The organism is Escherichia sp. KTE172, from assembly GCF_000408845.1.
Lineage (GTDB): Bacteria > Pseudomonadota > Gammaproteobacteria > Enterobacterales > Enterobacteriaceae > Escherichia > Escherichia coli.
In genome coordinates this window covers 4,109,075-4,126,904 of record NZ_KE137316.1, presented here as the reverse complement: position 1 = coordinate 4,126,904, position 17,830 = coordinate 4,109,075, and the positions used below count along the sequence as shown (strand labels likewise).

Annotated in this window: 20 protein-coding genes; 5 read left to right on the top strand and 15 right to left on the bottom strand. The window is 57.2% G+C overall.

The features are described 5' to 3' along the window. Positions 1-22: 22 nt before the first annotated feature. From G434_RS04750 to G434_RS04790, 9 genes are all read right to left on the bottom strand, one after another. Complete coding sequence (locus G434_RS04750) at positions 23-322, bottom strand: rod-binding protein (protein ID WP_000867281.1); 300 nt, start codon at positions 320-322, stop codon at positions 23-25. Next, the gene (locus tag G434_RS04755) at positions 322-1,422 is read right to left on the bottom strand and encodes a flagellar basal body P-ring protein FlgI (RefSeq protein ID WP_001181876.1); all 1,101 of its coding nucleotides are present in this window, start codon (positions 1,420-1,422) and stop codon (positions 322-324) included. The genes G434_RS04750 and G434_RS04755 overlap by 1 nt, the downstream gene beginning before the upstream one ends. A gap of 14 nt (positions 1,423-1,436) precedes the next feature. Next, positions 1,437-2,102, bottom strand: coding sequence for a flagellar basal body L-ring protein FlgH (gene flgH / locus G434_RS04760; protein WP_000800864.1), 666 nt, complete (start codon positions 2,100-2,102; stop codon positions 1,437-1,439). 206 nt (positions 2,103-2,308) lie between these two features. Then, positions 2,309-3,094, bottom strand: a complete 786-nt coding sequence (gene flgG / locus G434_RS04765; protein WP_000990540.1) for a flagellar basal-body rod protein FlgG — start codon at positions 3,092-3,094, stop codon at positions 2,309-2,311. A 178-nt stretch (positions 3,095-3,272) separates the two neighbouring features. Next, a complete protein-coding gene (locus tag G434_RS04770; RefSeq protein ID WP_000375450.1) occupies positions 3,273-4,010 on the bottom strand; it encodes a flagellar basal body rod protein FlgF in 738 nt (245 codons plus the stop codon). Next, a complete protein-coding gene (gene flgE / locus G434_RS04775) occupies positions 4,010-5,212 on the bottom strand; it encodes a flagellar hook protein FlgE (RefSeq protein ID WP_000119538.1) in 1,203 nt (400 codons plus the stop codon). The genes G434_RS04770 and flgE overlap by 1 nt, the downstream gene beginning before the upstream one ends. A 143-nt stretch (positions 5,213-5,355) precedes the next feature. Beyond that, positions 5,356-6,069 carry a flagellar hook capping FlgD N-terminal domain-containing protein gene (locus G434_RS04780; RefSeq protein ID WP_001093678.1) on the bottom strand — a complete coding sequence of 238 codons (714 nt, stop codon included), beginning with the start codon at positions 6,067-6,069 and terminating at the stop codon, positions 5,356-5,358. After that, positions 6,069-6,500: a flagellar basal body rod protein FlgC gene (gene flgC, locus G434_RS04785; protein WP_000010941.1), complete on the bottom strand. Its 432-nt coding sequence runs from the start codon at positions 6,498-6,500 to the stop codon at positions 6,069-6,071. The genes G434_RS04780 and flgC overlap by 1 nt, the downstream gene beginning before the upstream one ends. A gap of 2 nt (positions 6,501-6,502) precedes the next feature. Continuing rightward, positions 6,503-6,838 carry a flagellar basal body protein gene (locus G434_RS04790; protein ID WP_000512951.1) on the bottom strand — a complete coding sequence of 112 codons (336 nt, stop codon included), beginning with the start codon at positions 6,836-6,838 and terminating at the stop codon, positions 6,503-6,505. Positions 6,839-6,919: 81 nt separating this feature from the next. Between G434_RS04790 and flgA the strand changes: the two genes are divergently transcribed. From flgA to G434_RS04815, 5 genes are all read left to right on the top strand, one after another. Next, a complete protein-coding gene (flgA, locus tag G434_RS04795) occupies positions 6,920-7,657 on the top strand; it encodes a flagellar basal body P-ring formation chaperone FlgA (RefSeq protein ID WP_001309268.1) in 738 nt (245 codons plus the stop codon). Between the two features lie 80 nt (positions 7,658-7,737). Continuing rightward, positions 7,738-8,016, top strand: coding sequence for a flagellar biosynthesis anti-sigma factor FlgM (flgM, locus tag G434_RS04800; RefSeq protein WP_000705404.1), 279 nt, complete (start codon positions 7,738-7,740; stop codon positions 8,014-8,016). 12 nt (positions 8,017-8,028) lie between these two features. After that, positions 8,029-8,457: a flagellar protein FlgN gene (gene flgN, locus G434_RS04805; protein WP_000027804.1), complete on the top strand. Its 429-nt coding sequence runs from the start codon at positions 8,029-8,031 to the stop codon at positions 8,455-8,457. A 126-nt stretch (positions 8,458-8,583) separates the two neighbouring features. Further along, positions 8,584-9,513 (top strand): hypothetical protein, encoded by a 930-nt coding sequence (locus G434_RS04810; RefSeq protein WP_000008083.1) that lies wholly within the window; start codon positions 8,584-8,586, stop codon positions 9,511-9,513. Between the two features lie 178 nt (positions 9,514-9,691). Further along, the gene (locus G434_RS04815; protein ID WP_001143100.1) at positions 9,692-12,163 is read left to right on the top strand and encodes a glycosyltransferase; all 2,472 of its coding nucleotides are present in this window, start codon (positions 9,692-9,694) and stop codon (positions 12,161-12,163) included. A gap of 143 nt (positions 12,164-12,306) precedes the next feature. On the opposite strand, the gene G434_RS04820 is transcribed toward G434_RS04815, so the two are convergent. The 6 genes from G434_RS04820 to fliF are packed head-to-tail and all read right to left on the bottom strand — an operon-like array spanning position 12,307 to position 17,828. Further along, on the bottom strand, positions 12,307-12,711 hold the full coding sequence (locus G434_RS04820) for an FAD synthase family protein (protein WP_000859527.1): 405 nt from the start codon (positions 12,709-12,711) through the stop codon (positions 12,307-12,309). Between the two features lie 2 nt (positions 12,712-12,713). Continuing rightward, the gene (gene fliJ / locus G434_RS04825; RefSeq protein ID WP_001248917.1) at positions 12,714-13,148 is read right to left on the bottom strand and encodes a flagellar export protein FliJ; all 435 of its coding nucleotides are present in this window, start codon (positions 13,146-13,148) and stop codon (positions 12,714-12,716) included. 2 nt (positions 13,149-13,150) lie between these two features. Beyond that, the gene (gene fliI / locus G434_RS04830) at positions 13,151-14,488 is read right to left on the bottom strand and encodes a flagellar protein export ATPase FliI (RefSeq protein ID WP_001279402.1); all 1,338 of its coding nucleotides are present in this window, start codon (positions 14,486-14,488) and stop codon (positions 13,151-13,153) included. Continuing rightward, positions 14,481-15,191, bottom strand: a complete 711-nt coding sequence (fliH, locus tag G434_RS04835; RefSeq protein WP_000151516.1) for a flagellar assembly protein FliH — start codon at positions 15,189-15,191, stop codon at positions 14,481-14,483. The genes fliI and fliH overlap by 8 nt, the downstream gene beginning before the upstream one ends. Positions 15,192-15,193: 2 nt before the next feature. Continuing rightward, positions 15,194-16,204 (bottom strand): flagellar motor switch protein FliG, encoded by a 1,011-nt coding sequence (locus G434_RS04840; RefSeq protein ID WP_001293168.1) that lies wholly within the window; start codon positions 16,202-16,204, stop codon positions 15,194-15,196. Further along, entirely contained in the window at positions 16,182-17,828 is a 1,647-nt protein-coding gene (fliF, locus tag G434_RS04845; RefSeq protein WP_000993674.1) for a flagellar basal-body MS-ring/collar protein FliF, read from the bottom strand. The genes G434_RS04840 and fliF overlap by 23 nt, the downstream gene beginning before the upstream one ends. Between the last annotated feature and the right edge of the window lie 2 nt (positions 17,829-17,830).

Below are 17,830 nucleotides of genomic sequence, written 5' to 3'. Positions count from 1 at the left end.
TCAGGCACCGAACGTCGGAGCCTCATTTATGCTTCGGCGACAACTGCTTCACAATCATCGCCGCAATCCCAATCCCGTGCTGCTGCGCCAGGGTGTTACACAACTCATCGTCATAAAACCCCTGCATCATGCGCACCGAATCGCTGTTAAACGGGTTATCTTTCGAATCGAACAACTCGTTGGTTTTACGCATCTCTTTCAACATGTTGCGTAAAAAAATCGCCTCAAACTGTTCCGCAGCCTGCTTGATATCATTGGCCTGAACCTTCGGCCCCATTAATGCGTCGCTGCCATCAATCCCGCCGCTGCCGTTAACTTTCATCAGATCACCTCCAGGTCGGCATCCAGCGCGCCCGCTTCATGCAGCGCCTGCAAAATCGACATAATGTCATCCGGCGTCGCGCCTAAACTGTTCAACGCATTAACCAACGTTTTCAGGCTGCTCGACTCCGGCAAACTCACCACCCCCGGACGGGCGTGATTCACCGCGATATTGCTCTGCGGCGTTACCGCCGTGCGCCCGCCCGCAAAGGCATTCGGCTGGCTGACGTTGCTGGTTTCGTTAATCGAGACGGTCAAACTGCCGTGCGACACCGCCGCCGCGTGCAGCGCAACGCCATCGCCCATTACCACCGTGCCAGTGCGCGAGTTAAACACCACGCGGGCGCGGATTTTCTCTGCCTGCACCTGTACATCATCCAGTTGCGACATAAACGCCACCCGCGCGCCGGGGCTGGTGGGCGCGCGCACGGTAACGTTGGTGGAACTCTGCGCGGTGGCGATGCCGCCAAACGAAGCGTTGATCGCCGCCGCAATATTGTTGGCATCTTTAAACGACGGGCGTTTCAGGTTGAGGGTGATGGTGTCGCCCATCTGAAAATCGCTGGGGATCTCACGCTCCACCGTCGCGCCGTTGGGAATTAACCCGGCGGTCGGTGTGTTAACCGTCACGCTGGAACCGCTGGCCCCGGTGGCATTCATCCCGCCCACCACCACACTTCCCTGCGCCAGGGCATACACTTCGCCATCTGCGCCGTGCAGCTGCGTAAGCAATAAAGTGCCGCCGCGAATACTTTTGGCATCGCCAATCGACGAAACGGTGACGTCAATGGTCTGCCCGCGCGAGTACATCGGCGGCAGCGTGGCGCTCACCGCCACCGCCGCGACGTTTTTCACCTTCGGGTCGATTTTATTCGGCAGCTGCACGCCAAACTGGCGCAGCATATTGGTGATGGTCTGGTTGGTGAATTTGACCTGGTTTTTATCACCCGTGCCGTCGAGGCCGACCACCAGGCTGTAGCCGACCAGTTGGTTTTCACGCACGCCCTGTACGTTGACCAGCGACTCCAGCGATTGCGCCAGCGCCACGCCGGGCAGCGCCAGGCTTACAGCGATCGCTGCGGCCTTTATCCAGTTTTGCATTGCACTCTCCGGCATTAAATCGGGAACAGAGGATGGTTAAACAACCGCGTCAGCCAGCCTGCGGCGTTGGCGTCGCTTAACGCGCCGCGTCCGGCATAGGAAATGCGGGCGTCGGCGATCCGCTGGGAGGAAACCGAGTTGTCGTTCTGGATATCGTCGGCGCGCACCAGGCCGCTTAAGCGGATGTACTCATCACCCTGGTTGAGGGTGAGCCATTTTTCGCCGCGAATTTCCAGAATGCCGTTGGGCTGCACCGCATGGACGGAAACGGTGATCTCCCCGCGCAGGCTGTTCTGCTGCTGGGAAGTGGCGCTGCCGTCAAAGTCGCGGTTGGCGTCGATAGAGCCGGAAAGCTTATCTTTGGTGTGACCAAAAATGGTCGGCGCGCCGATATCGACGGTGTTGTTTTTGCCGAAGTTGGTTTTCGCCTGTTTGCTCGACTGGGTAGATTCTTCGAGGATCACCGTCAGGATATCGCCCACGCGGTAAGCCCGCCGGTCGGCGGTTAGCGACCAGTTGTAGCCAGTTTCAAACACGCCCCCGGCACGCCCGTCTGCCGGAGGCGGCGCTTCGGTTTTGGGTGGCGCAAAGTATGCGTCGTCTTTTTTGACCAGAATGGCCTGTGATTCACACCCGCTAAGGAGTGGAAGCAGCGCCACCAGCCAGAGATAATTTTTCACGTTCTGCCTGTTTAGTGTTGCAGGCCACGGGGGTGGCCGGTTGTTTAGTGGGTGCGGAGCTGTTTGTTCCCCCTCACCCTAACCCTCTCCCTCAAGGGAGAGGGGACTGACCTGTGCGCGTTGTTACATCGTGCACCGCTTTTCCCCCTCTCCCTGTGGGAGAGGGCCGGGGTGAGGGCATCAGACCGCACGTTGCCCCCACTCCCTTACAGCGTCTGGCTGATGTACTGCAACATATCGTCCGCTGCCGACACCATTTTGGCGTTCATCTCGTACGCGCGTTGCACCGTAATCATCGCCACCATTTCGTTGACGATATCCACGTTCGAGCCTTCGAGCGCGTTGTCCTGCAAGGTGCCAAGCCCATCTTCGCCCGGCACACCTTCGGTCGGCTGACCGCTGGCGGCGGTTTCCAGATACAGGTTGTCGCCCTCGGCAGAAAGCCCCGCTGGGTTGGCGAAGTTCACCAGTGTCAGTTGCCCTAACTCGGTCACATCGCTGTCGCCGGGTAAGATCGCCGTCACCGTGCCGTCCTCGCCAAACGCGACGTTGGTCGCCCCCGCCGGAACGTCGATTTCCGGCTGCAACGGCAAGCCCTGCGAGTTGGTCAGTACGCCGTCGGCGTTCACCTGCAAGTTGCCGTCGCGGGTATAGGCGATATCGCCGTTGGCCTTTTGCACCTGCAAAAACCCCTGCCCCATAATGGCGACATTCATGGCGTTGTCGGTGGTTTCGACGTTGCCTTCGGTGAAGGTTTTCTGGGTGCCGACAATGCGCACGCCGCTACCGAATTGCAGCCCGGTCGGCATGATGTTGTTCTGATCGAGCATCGCGCCCGGCGCTTCCTGGGTCTGGTAGAACAGATCCTGAAACATCACCCGGTCACGCTTGAAGCCGGTGGTGTTAACGTTGGCGATGTTGTTGGCAATCGCGCTCATTTCAGCATCCTGCGCCGAGAGGCCGGTTTTGCTGATCCATAGTGCTGCGTTCATGGTGGTAAATTCCGTGTTGTTTTTCGGCCGCGGTTGCCGGATGCGGCGTAAACGCCTTATCCGGCCTACGGTTTGGGCACAGGCTTGTAGGCCTGATAAGACGCAAAGCGTCGCATCAGGCACCACCGCATAGCTGCCGGATGCGGCGTGAACGCCTTATCCGGCCTACGATGTGCGGTTACGAGCCGCGCAATAAGCGGTTGCCCGCGTCGCTGATATCTTCGGCGGTTTTCATCATCTTGATCTGCGCTTCAAACTGGCGGTTCATGGCGATGGACGACATCATCTCGCTCACCGCCGAGACGTTGCTGCCTTCGAGAAAACCGCCACTGACTTTGATATTTTCATCGCGCTGGGCCGGAACGCCGTCGGCAGTTATCAGCATCCCTTCAGGATTTTTCGCCAGGTTAGCGACAGGAATATCCACCAGCTTCAGGCGGTCGATATCCATGGTTGCAGTCACGTCGCCGTCATCGGGCGTCACCGACAGCGTGCCGTCGCTGCCAAACGAAGCAATGGCGTTCGGCGGCAGAATGATCGGGCCGTTATCCCCCAGCACCAGATTGCCGTCGATGGTCAGTTGCCCCTGGTCATCCTGCTGAATGTTGCCGTTGCGGGTATAGACTTCGTTGCCGTTTTTATCCTGCACCGCAATGTAACCCGCGCCCTGAATCGCCACGTCCAGCGGGCGTTCGGTTTTCTCCGCAACACCTGTGCTGTCGTTCACGCCGCTGGCCCCTTCCTGCGCCATATAGCGCGTGTCGAAGCCGCCGCCTTTCACCTTGTCGTTGGTTGCCATTGCCATATCGGCGCGAAAACCGTTGGTGTTGACGTTCGCCAGGTTGTTGGCGCTGATCTGCTGCTCGTACAGGGTCTGAGAAGCACCGCTCAGGGCGGTATAAATCAAACGGTCCATTACATCGCCTGGAACAGCGCGTCATCGAGCTGCGTGCTGGTGGCGATAACTTTGGTGTTGGCCTGATAGTTACGCTGGGCGGTCATCAGGTTGACTAACTCGCTGGTTATATCGACGTTAGAGCTTTCGAGCACGCCGGACGTGAGCGTACCGCAGGTACCGGAGCCTGGAACGCCAATCAGCGGGGTGCCGGATTCCCCGGTTTGTACCCACGCGGTGCCGCTCACTGCCTCCAGGCCGTTTTCATTCGGGAAAGTCGCCAGCACCACCTGGCCCTGCAACATGCGCTCGCCGTTGCTGTAGGTGGCGTAAACTTTGCCATCGTCATCAACCTGCACACCGTTCTGAGTCGCGGAAGCGTAGCCGTTGGCAGAGTTGGTGGTGACCGAGAAGTCAGAGCCGTATTGCGTACAGGTGGAGTAATCGACGGTTAAGTCGATGGGCGCGGCGGCGTCGGTCTGAAACTCAATGGTTTGCGGCGTAGTTAGCGAGGTCAGCTTCCCGGTATTCGGGTCGAAGGTTAATGTCGTCGCCGGAACGCCGGTCTGCTGCTGGCCGTCGAAGGTGTACTGCACTTCCCAGGTGTTGTCGCTGGTTTTGGTGAAGTACTGGCATACCGAATGTTCGTTACCCAATGAGTCATACACCGTGGTGGTGTAGCTGTCGGTGTACGAGCTGCTGTTGGTCGGGTCGAATGGTACGGTGGTGCGGTCGATAGCGTCGTCGCTGGCATCGAAGTTAGCGGTAAAGGTCAGGCTGCTGCTGGCCTGCGCCGGGATATTGCCGGTTTTGATCTGGATATCGGTGACCGTACCGGTTTGCAGGGTGCCAGTGTCATCGACCGGATAACCCTGCAAATAAGCGCCTGAGGCGTTGACAATATAGCCGTTTTTGTCGGTTTCAAACGATCCGGCGCGGGTATAAGAAATGTTGCCCGCGCTGTCGCAGGTCACAAAAAAGCCATCGTTGTTAATCGCCAGATCCAGCGCGTTACCGGTGGAGACCAGCGAACCGCCGCGCGAAATGCTTTGCGCGGTGCCTGCCACGCTGACGCCCATCGCCTGACTTCCGGCATACATGGCTGAAAACTGGGTGGTCATCGACTTATAGCCTACCGTTCCGGCGTTGGCGATGTTGTTACTGATCCCGTCGAGCTGTTCGTTAACGGCATTCAGCCCCGTTGCGGCAATTTCATAACTCATTGTTTCGTCCTGTTAATTCAAATTTTGACAGCGTGCCCGTTGTTTTGCCGGATGCGGCGTGAACGCCTTATCCGGCCTACAAAACCATGCAGTTTCATGTAGGCCTGATAAGCGAAGCGCATCAGGCAATTTGGCACCGGACATCACGCCACATCACTGTCGGCATCGGGTACGCCAAACTGGCTAATCATGGTGAACGGCACTTCGCCCACGCCTGCAACATTGAGCACCGGAGAGCCGCCGTCGAGCGGGATGCGTACATCTTCCACTTCGCCGGAAACTTCAATCGGCACCTCTTCTTCCCCGGTGTTGGTCACCACCGAGACGTCGTAATCACCGGGCGGGATACCGTAATCCGCCGGATTAATCGAGAAATCGACCTGGCCTGGCCCGACGGACGAACTGCCCTGCGGGATCAGCGAGACGGTGTAGTCATCGCCTGCGGCATCGGTAAAGTGGAGATCGGCGGTGGTACAGGCGTCGTCAAGCGTGGCGCGACCATTAATGGTCTGGTCGCTCACCTGCAAGGCGGTGGTCTGCACCATAATGTCGTCACCCACCAGGTTGCCGAGCGCCATCACCTGAATGTTGCTCATCAGCACCGCGTTGGTGTTGGCCTGCACGCTCATCTCTTCCATCATCGCCACCTGCGCCATCGAAGAAAGCTGGTCGATATATTCGGTGGCGTCAGTCGGGTCGGTCGGGTCCTGGTTTTGGATCTCAGCGACAAACAGCGTCAGGAAGGTATCGACGGGCGAGCTATCGCTGCTGCTTGTCGTGTCGCTGGCTGCCACGTTGTTGCTTTCCGCCGTGGCGGTCGGCTGCGGCGATTGCGCATTCAGCGCCAGGGTATTCATCAGGCTTCTCCCAGTTTCAGCAGGCTTTGCTGCATACTTTTCACGTTGTTGAGCACATCGACGTTGGTTTCAAAATCGCGCGAGGCCGACATCATGTCCGCCATCTGTTCCACCACGTTGACGTCGGGATACCAGACATCCCCGTTAGCATCCGCCAGCGGCGAATGCGGTTCATAGCGTTTCACCGCCCCGCCGGTTTGCAGCACGTCCTGCACCTGCACGCTGGCACCATCAATGGCATGACGATGCGTTCCCGCCAGCAAGCTGTGGTGATACACCGCCGCAAACACCGGGCTGCGCGCTTTATACGCCTGCGCCTCGCTGCCGGCAGGTGCATTGGCATTCGCCAGGTTACTGGCAACGGTATTCAGACGAATGGTTTGCGCCGTCATCGCCGAGCCGGAAATCTGATAGATATCAGTAAATGACATGCTTATTTCCCTTCAATGCCCTCTCTGATGCCGCTGATTTGCAGATTCAGAAAGGTCAGACTGCTTTGATAATCCATACTATTTTGTGAAAACCGTGCCTGTTCGCTGTTCAGTTCCACGGTGTTGCCATCTTCTGACGGCTGCATCGGTACGCGGTACTGGACATCCACCGCCGCGTTATTTGCCCGTTGCATCTCCCTGGCAAAATCAATATCTTTAGCCTTGAAATTTGGCGTATCGACGTTCGCCAGATTCGCAGTCAGTAGCTCGGTCCTCTCAAGACGTAACTTCACTGCCTGCGGATGCACTCCCAATGCCTGTTGAAAACTGATCCCCATTTCCTGCGTCACTCCTGCTTCAATCCGCATACGCTAAGCAATCGCCGTGCCATTTTTTAAGTCACTGATGAGAAAGGGTTTATGAGTTTTCAATTTTGCAGGCGGAAGTTGTTCTTCCTCCTGGTGCTGGCCTTACCGGGCTACGCCGCCGTCCACCCCGTGCAACACAGCGCGCGGGAACAAGTCAACGCCCAGGTGCTAAATGCCGCGAGCCAGGAAATTGAATCGCTGGCGCAACAGCGGCGCTGGCATGACTATCGCTACACCTTTAAGGTCTATATTCCCTCGCAGATTGCGACCGCCGCCCCCTGTGCGACTACACCCGGCGTCACGCTCACTTCGCCTGCGGAAATCACCCTCAACCGGATGAACTTCACCGTCAGTTGCCCGCAAAGCTGGCAGATGAACGTGGCGGTGCGCCCGGATGTTCTGGTGCCGGTGGTAATGGCGAAGTCACTGGTTGCCCGCGACACGCCGCTCACGGCAAATGATGTGGAGTTGAAGCCCTACAACGTCAGCGCCCAGCGCCGCAATGTGTTGATGGATCCCGATGACGCGATTGGTTTCAGCAGTAAACACGCGCTGCAACCGGGCAGGCCCATCACCAAAGAAGAGCTGGTTTCGCCAGTGCTGGTCGAACGCGATCAGCCGGTGATGATTGTTTACCAGAGCGCGGGGATCACCGCCTCGATGCCCGGCGTGGCGCTGAAAAATGGTCGCAAAGGCGAGATGGTGAAAGTGCGTAACGCCAGCAGCCAGCGGGTCATCAGCGCGATGGTGGCGGAAAGCGGCGTGGTGACGACGGTAAGCGCGGAGTAATTTGCGCAGGCGATTAAAGTTTTGCCGCCTGTTAACCGCTTTACTGGAGTAACCCACCTAAATACCGAGACGAGGTTGCGATGAAAATCACCCCGACTATGCCAGGCAATCGCCCGACAGCCACAACGGCAGGCTCCAGCCAGTCGCGCAAAAGCACGGCGACCACCGCCACGACGCTAAGCGCCGACGACATTACCCAGGCGGGATTGCAGTCTGCCCAGCAAACACTGAACGACCAGCAAGAGAGCGATATCGACAGCGATAAAGTGGCGCAAATGCAGGCGATGCTGGCCTCCGGCAGCCTGCAAGTGGACACCGAACAGTTAGCCAGCGATATGCTGAGTTTTTTCCAGAACTAAGAGGCCGATGAAGTGAGTATCCGGTTACAACAGGTGAAGGCGTTGTTGCAGGGAATTCGTGACGACGACGCGCTGTATGATTCCCTGCGCGAACTTCTCCAACGTCAGCGGATCTGCATGATTCGCCGCGCCAGCGAAGAGTTGCTGGCGGTAAACGATGAGATAACCCATCACTATGAGCAGTTGCATGGACATAGCCATCAGCGGCATAGCCTGCTGAAAATGCTCGGTGTTAGCGTAAATCGTGACGGTCTGGCGCAGGTGTTTGCCTGGCTTCCGGCGGTACAAAAAGCGGCAGCACAACAGTTGTGGCAACGCCTTGAGCAAAAAGCGGAACGCTGCAAAACCTACAACGACAAAAACGGTGATCTGTTGATTCGCCAGTATGAATTTATCCAGTCGTTTTTAGGCAACGAAGCAGATTTTCTGTATCAGGAATAACGCGAACACCTTCCCCATAGCGGAAACGGATTTTCCGCCTGATTCACAATCCTTTGTTTTTGATTATAAAAATTCCCGGCACGCTTATTGCATATTCCGCAAAGTAATAAAGACTGGAAGCCACCTATGAGTTTTATTGAATGTTACGAACCGGAATACGTGCGCAATTTTATGACGCAATATCCCGATTCGCCTTTGTACATCCGCAAGGTGTGGAAAAACGAGATTCGCCAGAGCCTGATGCTGACAGAGCCAGCCAGCTGCGAAGCGGTACTCAACGATGCCAGGGCCTTTGATTTACAGCTCACCTACCGTCCTGTGGAAGAAAATGCCGCAGAGCTTTCCGCGCGCGATGCGATAGTAAACCAGGTGATTTTGAGTACCCTCACGCTCCCCGATTTAACCCCAGAGCTTTCCCTGTATGCCATCGGGATTTTACTCTCCCGCGCCAGTAAAATGCCGGGCAGAGACGGAGATATTCTTGCCCGTTTGACGACGCTGCCGCAGGCGCTGGCCGATCATGCGAAAAAAGGCACGCTACAGGCACAGTTCGCCCAGTTGCCGCCCGTGCCACAACTGGCGCGCCAGTTGATGACGCTGCTCGGCAGTTGTGCGTTTGACTGGTCGATTTTGCCGGAAAGCCCGCGCAAAACTTCGCTGCCGTTGCAGATGCCTTTGCTGGCGCTACATGACGCCAACAGCGAAGCCCTGTTACAACATCAGCTTCAGGCACAGTGGCAAACCACCTGGCAACAGCATTTTGCTACCGCGCCCTGGATGATGCGTAACTGGCTGATTTACCGCGTTTACCATGAGGTGATTGGGCAGGCAGACGGAGCAGATTATTGCCCGCTGGTGTGCGATTTTTATCTTATCCGCACGTTAATCAGTTTATGGACGCTGGATGGTTCACCGCTGCGACAGGAGGATATTTTCGCCCTTTTTGCGGTGTTTGAACGCTGGCGAGAGAGTGAAAATGCTGCGTCGATTCGCCAGCAAATTCAGTCGTTATGTGCGGCAGAGCCGCTGCTTTCAGCGTTTTCGCTGCTGACGTGAGTCGCTCTGTGCGCGCTTTTCCCCTCCCCCTACCCCTCTCCCCAAAGGGGCGAGGGAACCGATCGAGCACGGTGTTAAAATCAGCGCTGGTTTTCTCCCTCTCCCTGTGGGAGAGGGTCGGGGTGAGGGCATCAGCACGCACATTCATCACATTCACCCATTAACTCACCCAAACACCATGCCAACACCAACCATTATCAAAACACTCGCCACCCAGCGCGAAAAACCGTTCATCAGCGTCGTCACGCCAACCTGGAACCGCAGCGCATTCCTGCCGTACCTGCTTTATATGTACCGCTATCAGGACTACCCGGCAGACCGCCGCGAACTCATCATCCTCGACGATTCCCCGCAAAGCCATCAACACATCATCGACCGCCTGACCAATGGCACGCCGGAAGCCTTTAACATCCGCTATATTCATCACCCGGAAAAACTGCCGCTGGGCAAAAAACGCAATATGCTCAACGAACTGGCGCGCGGCGAATACATCCTCTGCATGGACGATGACGACTACTACCCGGCAGATAAAATCTCCTGGACCATCGCCAAGATGCAAAAACACCGGGCGCTCATCTCCGGCTCCGACCAGATCCCCATCTGGTACAGCCACATCAATCGCATCTTTCAAAGCCGCAGCTTTGGCCCACATAACATCCTCAACGGCACCTTTTGCTATCACCGTAACTACCTGAAAAAGCACCGTTACGACGATGATTGCAATTTAGGCGAAGAGAAAAGTTTCACCGACAATTTCAGCGTTAACCCGCTACAACTGCCCGGCGAGCGCACGATTCTGTGTATCTCGCACAGCCACAACACCTTTGATAAAGACTTTATTCTCGGGGCCAGCACGCCTGTAAACGCGGCGCTTACAGATATCGTCAGCGATCCGCTGCTGCGCAATGCTTATCTGAGTCTACATAACGCCACTCATCACCAAGGGATCAACCATCAGACGATCGATCAGGTAGTTGTTGTGAATCTGGATAAACGCCCGGATCGCTTACAACAGATCCGTGAAGAACTGGCATTGCTGCATATTCCACCTGAGAAGATCACCCGCCTTGCCGCCAGTGAAGATCAAAACGGCCAACGGGGACGACGTCAGTCGCACTTGCAGGCGCTGCGCCTGGCGCAACAGCACGGCTGGCAAAACTATCTGCTGCTGGAAGATGACGCGGTTATTCTCAAGCAGGAGAAACATATTCAGGTGCTGAACACGCTGCTGGCGAGCCTGGCGAAAATTCCCTGGCAGGTGATGATCCTCGGCGGCGAAATTTCGCAGGGAACGATGCTAAAAAGTTTGCCGGGGCTGGTGCACGCGCGGGACTGCCGCAAGGTATGCGCTTATCTGGTGAACCGCCGCTACTACCCGCAACTGGCGCAGCAGATGAGCAACGATGAGCATTCGCTGGAAGACGGCTGGCAGCCGCTGCTACGCGCCGACAAATGGCTGGCCTGTTACCCGAGCCTTAGTTATCAGCGACCAGGCTTTAGCGATATCGAGAAAAAAATGACTGATAATATTGCTCACTATTTCAATAAGTTACCTGCTATCACAAAGCCATCCGCGTTACCCATCGCCGACACCATCGGCTTTTTTATGGAAACTTCTTTCCATTACGCGCTCTACCGCCCAATCATCACCGCCCTACAGGCGCAGGGGCAAGGCTGCACGCTGGTGATCAACGACCGCGTGTTTAAACCGTTTCTGGATGAAATGCTGGAGACGCTAAAAAGCATCGACGATCCGCAGCTCAAAGGAATGCGCTTATCTGAAATGCAGGCACACGGTCAGCGGGTGAAATGCCTGGTCAGCCCCTACCACACGCCCGCGCTCAATGGCCTGGCAGCGGTGAACGTTCGCGCCATGTATGGCTTAGCCAAAGAGACGTGGAACCACGCCGACTGGAACCGTTTTTATCAACGCATTTTGTGTTACAGCCACTACAGCCAGCGGGCGCTGGCGCATTTCGGCAATGCAAAAGCAGTCGGCAACCCGCGCTTCGACGCCTGGCATAACGGCACGTTTGACCGCATTCTGCCAGAAAATATTCAACCCGATTCCCGTAAACCTACGGTGCTCTACGCCCCCACGTTTGGCGCATTAAGCTCCCTGCCCCACTGGGCAGAAAAATTGGGGCGCTTAAGTGGCAATGTGAATCTGATTTGCAAACTGCACCACGGCACCTGCTCGCGCCCGGAAGAAGCTGCATCGCTGGCCCTGGCGCGCAGGCACTTAAAACAGCGCACCGACTCCGTCCACCACACGCTGGCGCTACTGGCAAAGGCCGATTACGTGCTGACCGATAACAGCGGCTTTATTTTCGATGCTATCCACGTTGATAAGCGGGTAATCCTGCTCGACTTTCCGGAAATGGCAGCGTTGCTCGACGGTGAGAAAAGTTACTCCACGCCCGAAAGCGCCGACCAGCAAATCCGCGAAATATTGCCGGTGGCTCATGATGTTGCGGAACTGCGTTATTTGTTGTCAGAGGCGTTTGACTGGGGTGCGTTGCTGGCGCGGCTTAAGGAGATTCGTCATCACTATTGCGATGCGTTTATGGATGGCAAGGCGGGAGAACGGGCGGCGATGGTGATTGTGGAGGCGCTGGCGGGCAAGGAATCGTCAGGGATATGTCGATAAAATGCGATTTTTAAACATGTCGTTGGAATACGTTTATGCCATCGACATGTTTTGGGGATATGTCGAAAAAACGCGATTTTTTAAACATATTTAACATAGCCAAACGGCAGACGGCATCATCTTCTCTCACCGCGGGAATTAAATCAGTAGGTGGCTGATTTACCCCTAATCACCTCAATGATCCCCGTCGTCGATACCGATGGCGTACGGGGAAAATAGACCACCTCACAGACACACGAGAAATCGTCAAACTTCCCCGCCCAGTCATCGCCCATCACCAAAATATCCGCACCGTACCCCCGCAAATACTCCGCTTTCTGCTCCAGCGATTCCTCCAGAAAAACGCCATCCACGCACGCCAGACCGGCGATAATCGCCATGCGGTCATCCTGATGGTAAACCGGTGCCCTGCCCTTTTTGGCGATGTTCAGGGCGTCGGACGATACGCCGACCAGCAGCCGCTCGCCCAGCTTGCGGGCGCGTTGTAAAAGGCGCAGATGACCGACGTGAAACACATCAAAGGTGCCGAAGGTGATGACCGTTTTCATGGTTACTCCGCTAACTTATGCCGCAGCCAGCACTGAACGGCGATGTCATCCACCGCTTTCTGCGCTTTCGCGGTGGCGCTTTCCTGCTGCTCGCGGCGTTTGTCGTCCAGCGTCAGGGCCACCACTTTCTCTTCGCACGCCGCCGCCGTCAGGTTTTTCTGCATTCGCGTGGCTTTGATGTCGGCCAGCGTTTTTTCCTGCTCCTGCCAGGCGATCACCTTGCGCAGGGTGCCTTTGTAGCCGCTAACGTTTTTCAGCGATTCCACCGAGGCCGCCGCGCCTGCAGACGTTTTCTCCACCAGGTAGCCTAATGCTTTGATATTGTTGTCATAGCCCGCACAAATCTGTTTTTGCTTTGCCAGCTCGACGGTTTTGTCTTTGACCGATTTATCCCGCAGGCGCTGCAACTGCGCCAGGGTGTCGATGATTTGTCGCATAGTTACTGTTCTGCCTTTTTGACACCAGGAAAGAGGATTTGCAGGCGGCTTTGCACCAGTTCCAGGGCGGCGGGTTCGCGCATATCCTGGCGCAAAAATCGCTCGATAGCCGGGAACATTTTCACCGCTTTGTCGACGCTGGCGTCGGCACCTGCCACGTAGCCGCCGAGTGGGATCAGCGGTTTGATCTCCATATAGGCGGCGTAGTTTTGCTTTAACGCGCGGGCAGATTGCTGATGATCCAGGCTGGTCACCTGGTTCATGCAGCGGCTGATCGACTGGCCGATATCAATGGCCGGATAATGCCCCGCTTCCGCCAGCTTGCGGGTTAATACGATATGCCCGTCCAGCACCGCACGGGCGCAGTCGACAATCGGATCTTGCTGGTCGTCGCCTTCCGCCAGCACGGTGTAGATAGCGGTCATCGATCCCGCGCTTTCGCTGTTGCCTGCGCTCTCGACCAGTTTGGGGATCATGCCGAATGCCGATGGCGGATAGCCTTTGGTGGCGGGTGGTTCGCCGAGCGAGAGAGCAATTTCCCGCTGAGCCATCGCGTAGCGGGTCAGGGAATCCACCAGCAGTAAGACGTGATGCCCGCGGTCGCGAAACCAGGCGGCGATGGAGTGGCACAGTTCGGTGGCTTTCAGTCGCATTAGCGGCGATTCATCGGCGGGTGCGACGACGACGATAGACTTTGCCAGCCCGTCCGCGCCCAGCGAGTGGTCGATAAACTCTTTTACTTCGCGCCCGCGTTCGCCAATCAACCCGACCACCACAATGTCGGCTTTGGTCTGGCGGGTGATCATCCCCAGCAGCACGCTTTTCCCGACGCCGCTGCCCGCCATCAGCCCGACACGCTGGCCTTTGCCGATGGTCAGCAGGCCGTTAATCGCTTTCACGCCCACGTCTAGCGGTTCGTCCACTGAACGGCGGGTTAAGGGATTGACTGAGGGTGGCAGCGGCGGCAGAAGGTCGTTACCGTTCAGGCGGCCTTTGCCATCCAGCGGTTCGCCGAGACCGTTAACCACGCGGCCTAACCAGCTTTCGCCAATCAGGATGTCGTGGGCTTTTTCTTCCGGGAAGACGCGTGCGCCTGCCATCAGGCCGACCGGCTGTTTAAACGGCATTAAGTAGGTGATGTCGCGATTAAAGCCCACTGCCTGCGCGTCGATCAGCGTGTGATTGGCGCTTTCGATGCGGCACAGTTGCCCGGTCATTAGCGGGCAGCCGACGCTCTCCAGCAGAATGCCGTTCAGACGCACCAGCCGCCCGGCGACGCGGGCCAGCGGGATCGACTCCAGCGAGCGCAGGGCGTTATCGAAAGCGGAAAAATCACTCACCCTGCGACTCCGGCGTGAGTGTTTCTTTCAGCGCGGTCATGCACTGTTCAAGGCGGTGCTCGCAGCCGATATCCAGTTCAGATTTATCGGTAATGACCCGGCATTCGCCCGGCGGCAGATCCGGCGAAGGCGTCAGCCCCCATTCGCTGACCTTTTCCGGCACCGCGTCGCGCAGGCGGTTAAACTCTTCCGTACTCAGCATCACTTGCAGGGTCTCCGGCATCGCCGGGAAGGCCGCCAGTGCCTCTTCCACCAGCGCCAGCAACTGCGTCGGTTGCAGCGCCAGTTCGCAGCGGATCACCTGGCGGGTGACTTTTTCCACCAGTTGCAGCAAATCTTCCCGCTGTTTACGTTCGATATGGGCGAGAAAGTCGTTCACTTTTCCGCTTATAGCTTCCAGCGGCTGCGCCGCCTCAACAAACTGTTTGCGCCCTTCCTGCTGCCCGGCGAGGCTGCCTTCGGTGTAACCCTGGCGTCGCCCCTCGGCAAAACCTTGCTGATGACCTTCGCTAAAGCCCTGCTCTTGGCCTTCGGTCATTCCCTGAGCAAAGCCTTTTTGCAGCCCTTCCTGAAAACCGTCCATCAACTGGCGCTGGTAATCGGCGGCGCTGATGCTGGCGGTGAGCGGTTCTCCGGTCACCGCACGCTGGCGCGGCGGGAAACGATGCAGGCGATAGCGCCCGCGCAGTGTTTCAATGGTCATGGTTACTCCGCCGTCTGTTCCGCAAAGAGCTGTAGCTGAATTTCGCCCGCCTCTTCCAGTTCACGGGCAATGCCCATGATTTCGCGGCGGATCTGTTCGATACGGCTGACCGGCACCGGCCCCAGGCGCGCGGTGATGGCTTCCAGTTGCTGCGCCTGCCGTTTTGGCATTACCGCGTAAATCGAGCGGCGCAACAGGGCTTCGGTGCCTTTCAGCGCCACCGCCCAGTCTTCCATCGGCACTTCGTCGAGCAGACGTCGACGCACCTCTTCGTTCTGGCGGCTGAGGATAAAGAAGTCGTACATCTCATCCTGGAGCTGCTCCAGCACGTCCTCGTCGCGCTCGCGCATCTGGTCGAGGATCACCTGCTGGTTACCCTGGAAGCGGTTGACGATATCCGCCGCCTGTTTGATGCCTTTCACCTTCGAGCCATGTTCAGAGAGCACCGACAGGCCGCGTTCGATCAGGCGATCCAGCTCATCCACCACGTCGCGGTTAACGTCGTTGAGTTTCGCCACCCGGTAGAGAATTTCGTTTTGCACCGATTCGTTGAGATACGATAGCACCGCCGCCGAGATTTCCGGCGTCAGAAACGCGAGGAATACCGCCTGCAATTGCAGATGCTCTTCGGAGATCAGCATCGCCAGCTGGCGTGGTTCCACCCATTGCAGTCGCGCCATCCGCGAGCGGATCTCATCGCCGTAGATGCCGTTGATCACGCTGCTGGCGATCTCGGTGCCGAGGGCTTTGTTGAGGATCCCCTGCAACATGGATCGCGATGCGCCGTTGATGCCGCTCTGTTCGCGGAATTCATCAAAGAAGTTGTTGATTACTTTACGCGCCATGCTGGTTTTGACACCGGAAAGCCGCGCCATGTTTTCGCTCAGGCGCACCACTTCTTCGCGGCTGAGTTTTTGCATCACCGTCGCCGCCGCTTCTTCGCCAAGGCACAGTAGCAGGATCGCCGCCTGTTCCAGGTAGCTGTTGCTCTTATTTGTTGTCAATTCGCTCATTGCTGGTGATCCATTGTCTGAGAACTTCGGCTACGCGATCGGTGTCGCTCATGGCCAGTTTTTGCAGGAACTCGAGTTTTACTTCGAGGCCGGAACTCTGGGACGGCAGGCTGTCATCGCCGGGCAGCGACGGCAGGTCGACGTTTTTGCGCTCCTCTTCCGGCATGGCAATCCACGGTTCGCTGACAGCTTCCGGTTCTGGTGTGATAACCGGCGCACGCACCGCCGTCAGGCGTTTCATTACCGGGCGCACCACAAAGAACAGCAACAACAGCGCCAGCAGGCCGCAGCCAATCAGGCGTACCCAGGCCAGCACGCTGTCATCTTTCCACAGCGGAATAATTGGTTCGACCGGCACCGCCTGCGGGACAAAGTTAAGCAGCGATAAGGTGAGATTGTCACCGCGCTGGACGTCGATCCCGGCGGCATTGTTCAGCAACGCGGTCAGTTGCGCAGTCTGCTCCGGCTTCCAGTTTTTCAGCGCCGGGGCGTTTTGATTGAGCACCACCGCCACGTTGAGGCGTTTCACCGCAAAACCAGGATGCTGAATATGCTGGACGCTGCGGTCGTAAGAGTAATCGCGCTTGCTTTCGCTGTGTTTGGATAACGCTTCCGGTGAGCGGTTTTCTTCCGTACCGTTGGTCATCTGATTCGCCGCAACTGGCGGACGGTTGCTGAGTGAACCGGGCACGCCCATCGCCACCTGATTGGTGTCGCTGTCCAGCACGCTCTCTTCGCGGTTGATTTTCGGCGCGTCGCCGTAGTGTTCCTGGGTTTCGTCGATGGTACTGAGGTCGAGATCCGGCATCACGCTGACGCGGTAATTCCCCGTACCAACCAGCGAATCCAGCACGTTCGCCACGCTGGCGCGGGTTTTGTCCTGAATATCTTTGAGGATCTGATCGCGTTTACGGGTTGCGGCAGAAACCGCCTCGCCTGCGCCAATGCCGTCGGTCAGCAGATTTCCCGCCTGATCGACGACGCTGACTTTGCTGGCCTGTAGCCCCGGAATACTGCCGGACACCAGATGCATAATGGCGTTGACCTGGTCCATATTCAGCTTCGCGCCATAGTGCAGGCGCACCACTACCGAGGCGCTGTTTTGTGGCTCATCGCTGACCACAAACGAGCTTTCTTCGTTGAGCGCCAGATGCACCCGTGCGCTCTCCACCGCGTCCAGCGACATAATGCTCTGCGCCAGCTCCCCTTCGAGGCTGCGTTTGTAGCGCACGTTCTGCACGAACTGGCTGCTGCCGAGCACTTCGTCTTTGTCCATCAGCTCGTAGCCGCTGGGCAATATCGCCTGCACACCTTTGGCGGCAAGGGTCATGCGCGTTTTCGACAACGCGTCTTCCGGCACCAGAATTTGCCCGCTCTGCGGGTCAATGCGGTAGCTGAGCTTTTCACCGTCCAGCACGGTGACAATCTGCGACACGGGCAGATTTTCCTGGCGTCCGTAGAGCGAGACGTAGCCGCGATTACCGGTCCACAGCACACTAACGATAATCGCCGTCGCCGCAACGGCAAGCCCCACTCCCGCCATCAATGCCCAGCGTTTGTTATCTGCAAGACGCAGTCGAAACGCCGGAAACGCCTGGGTTAACTTCTTTATTTGTGCATTCATAG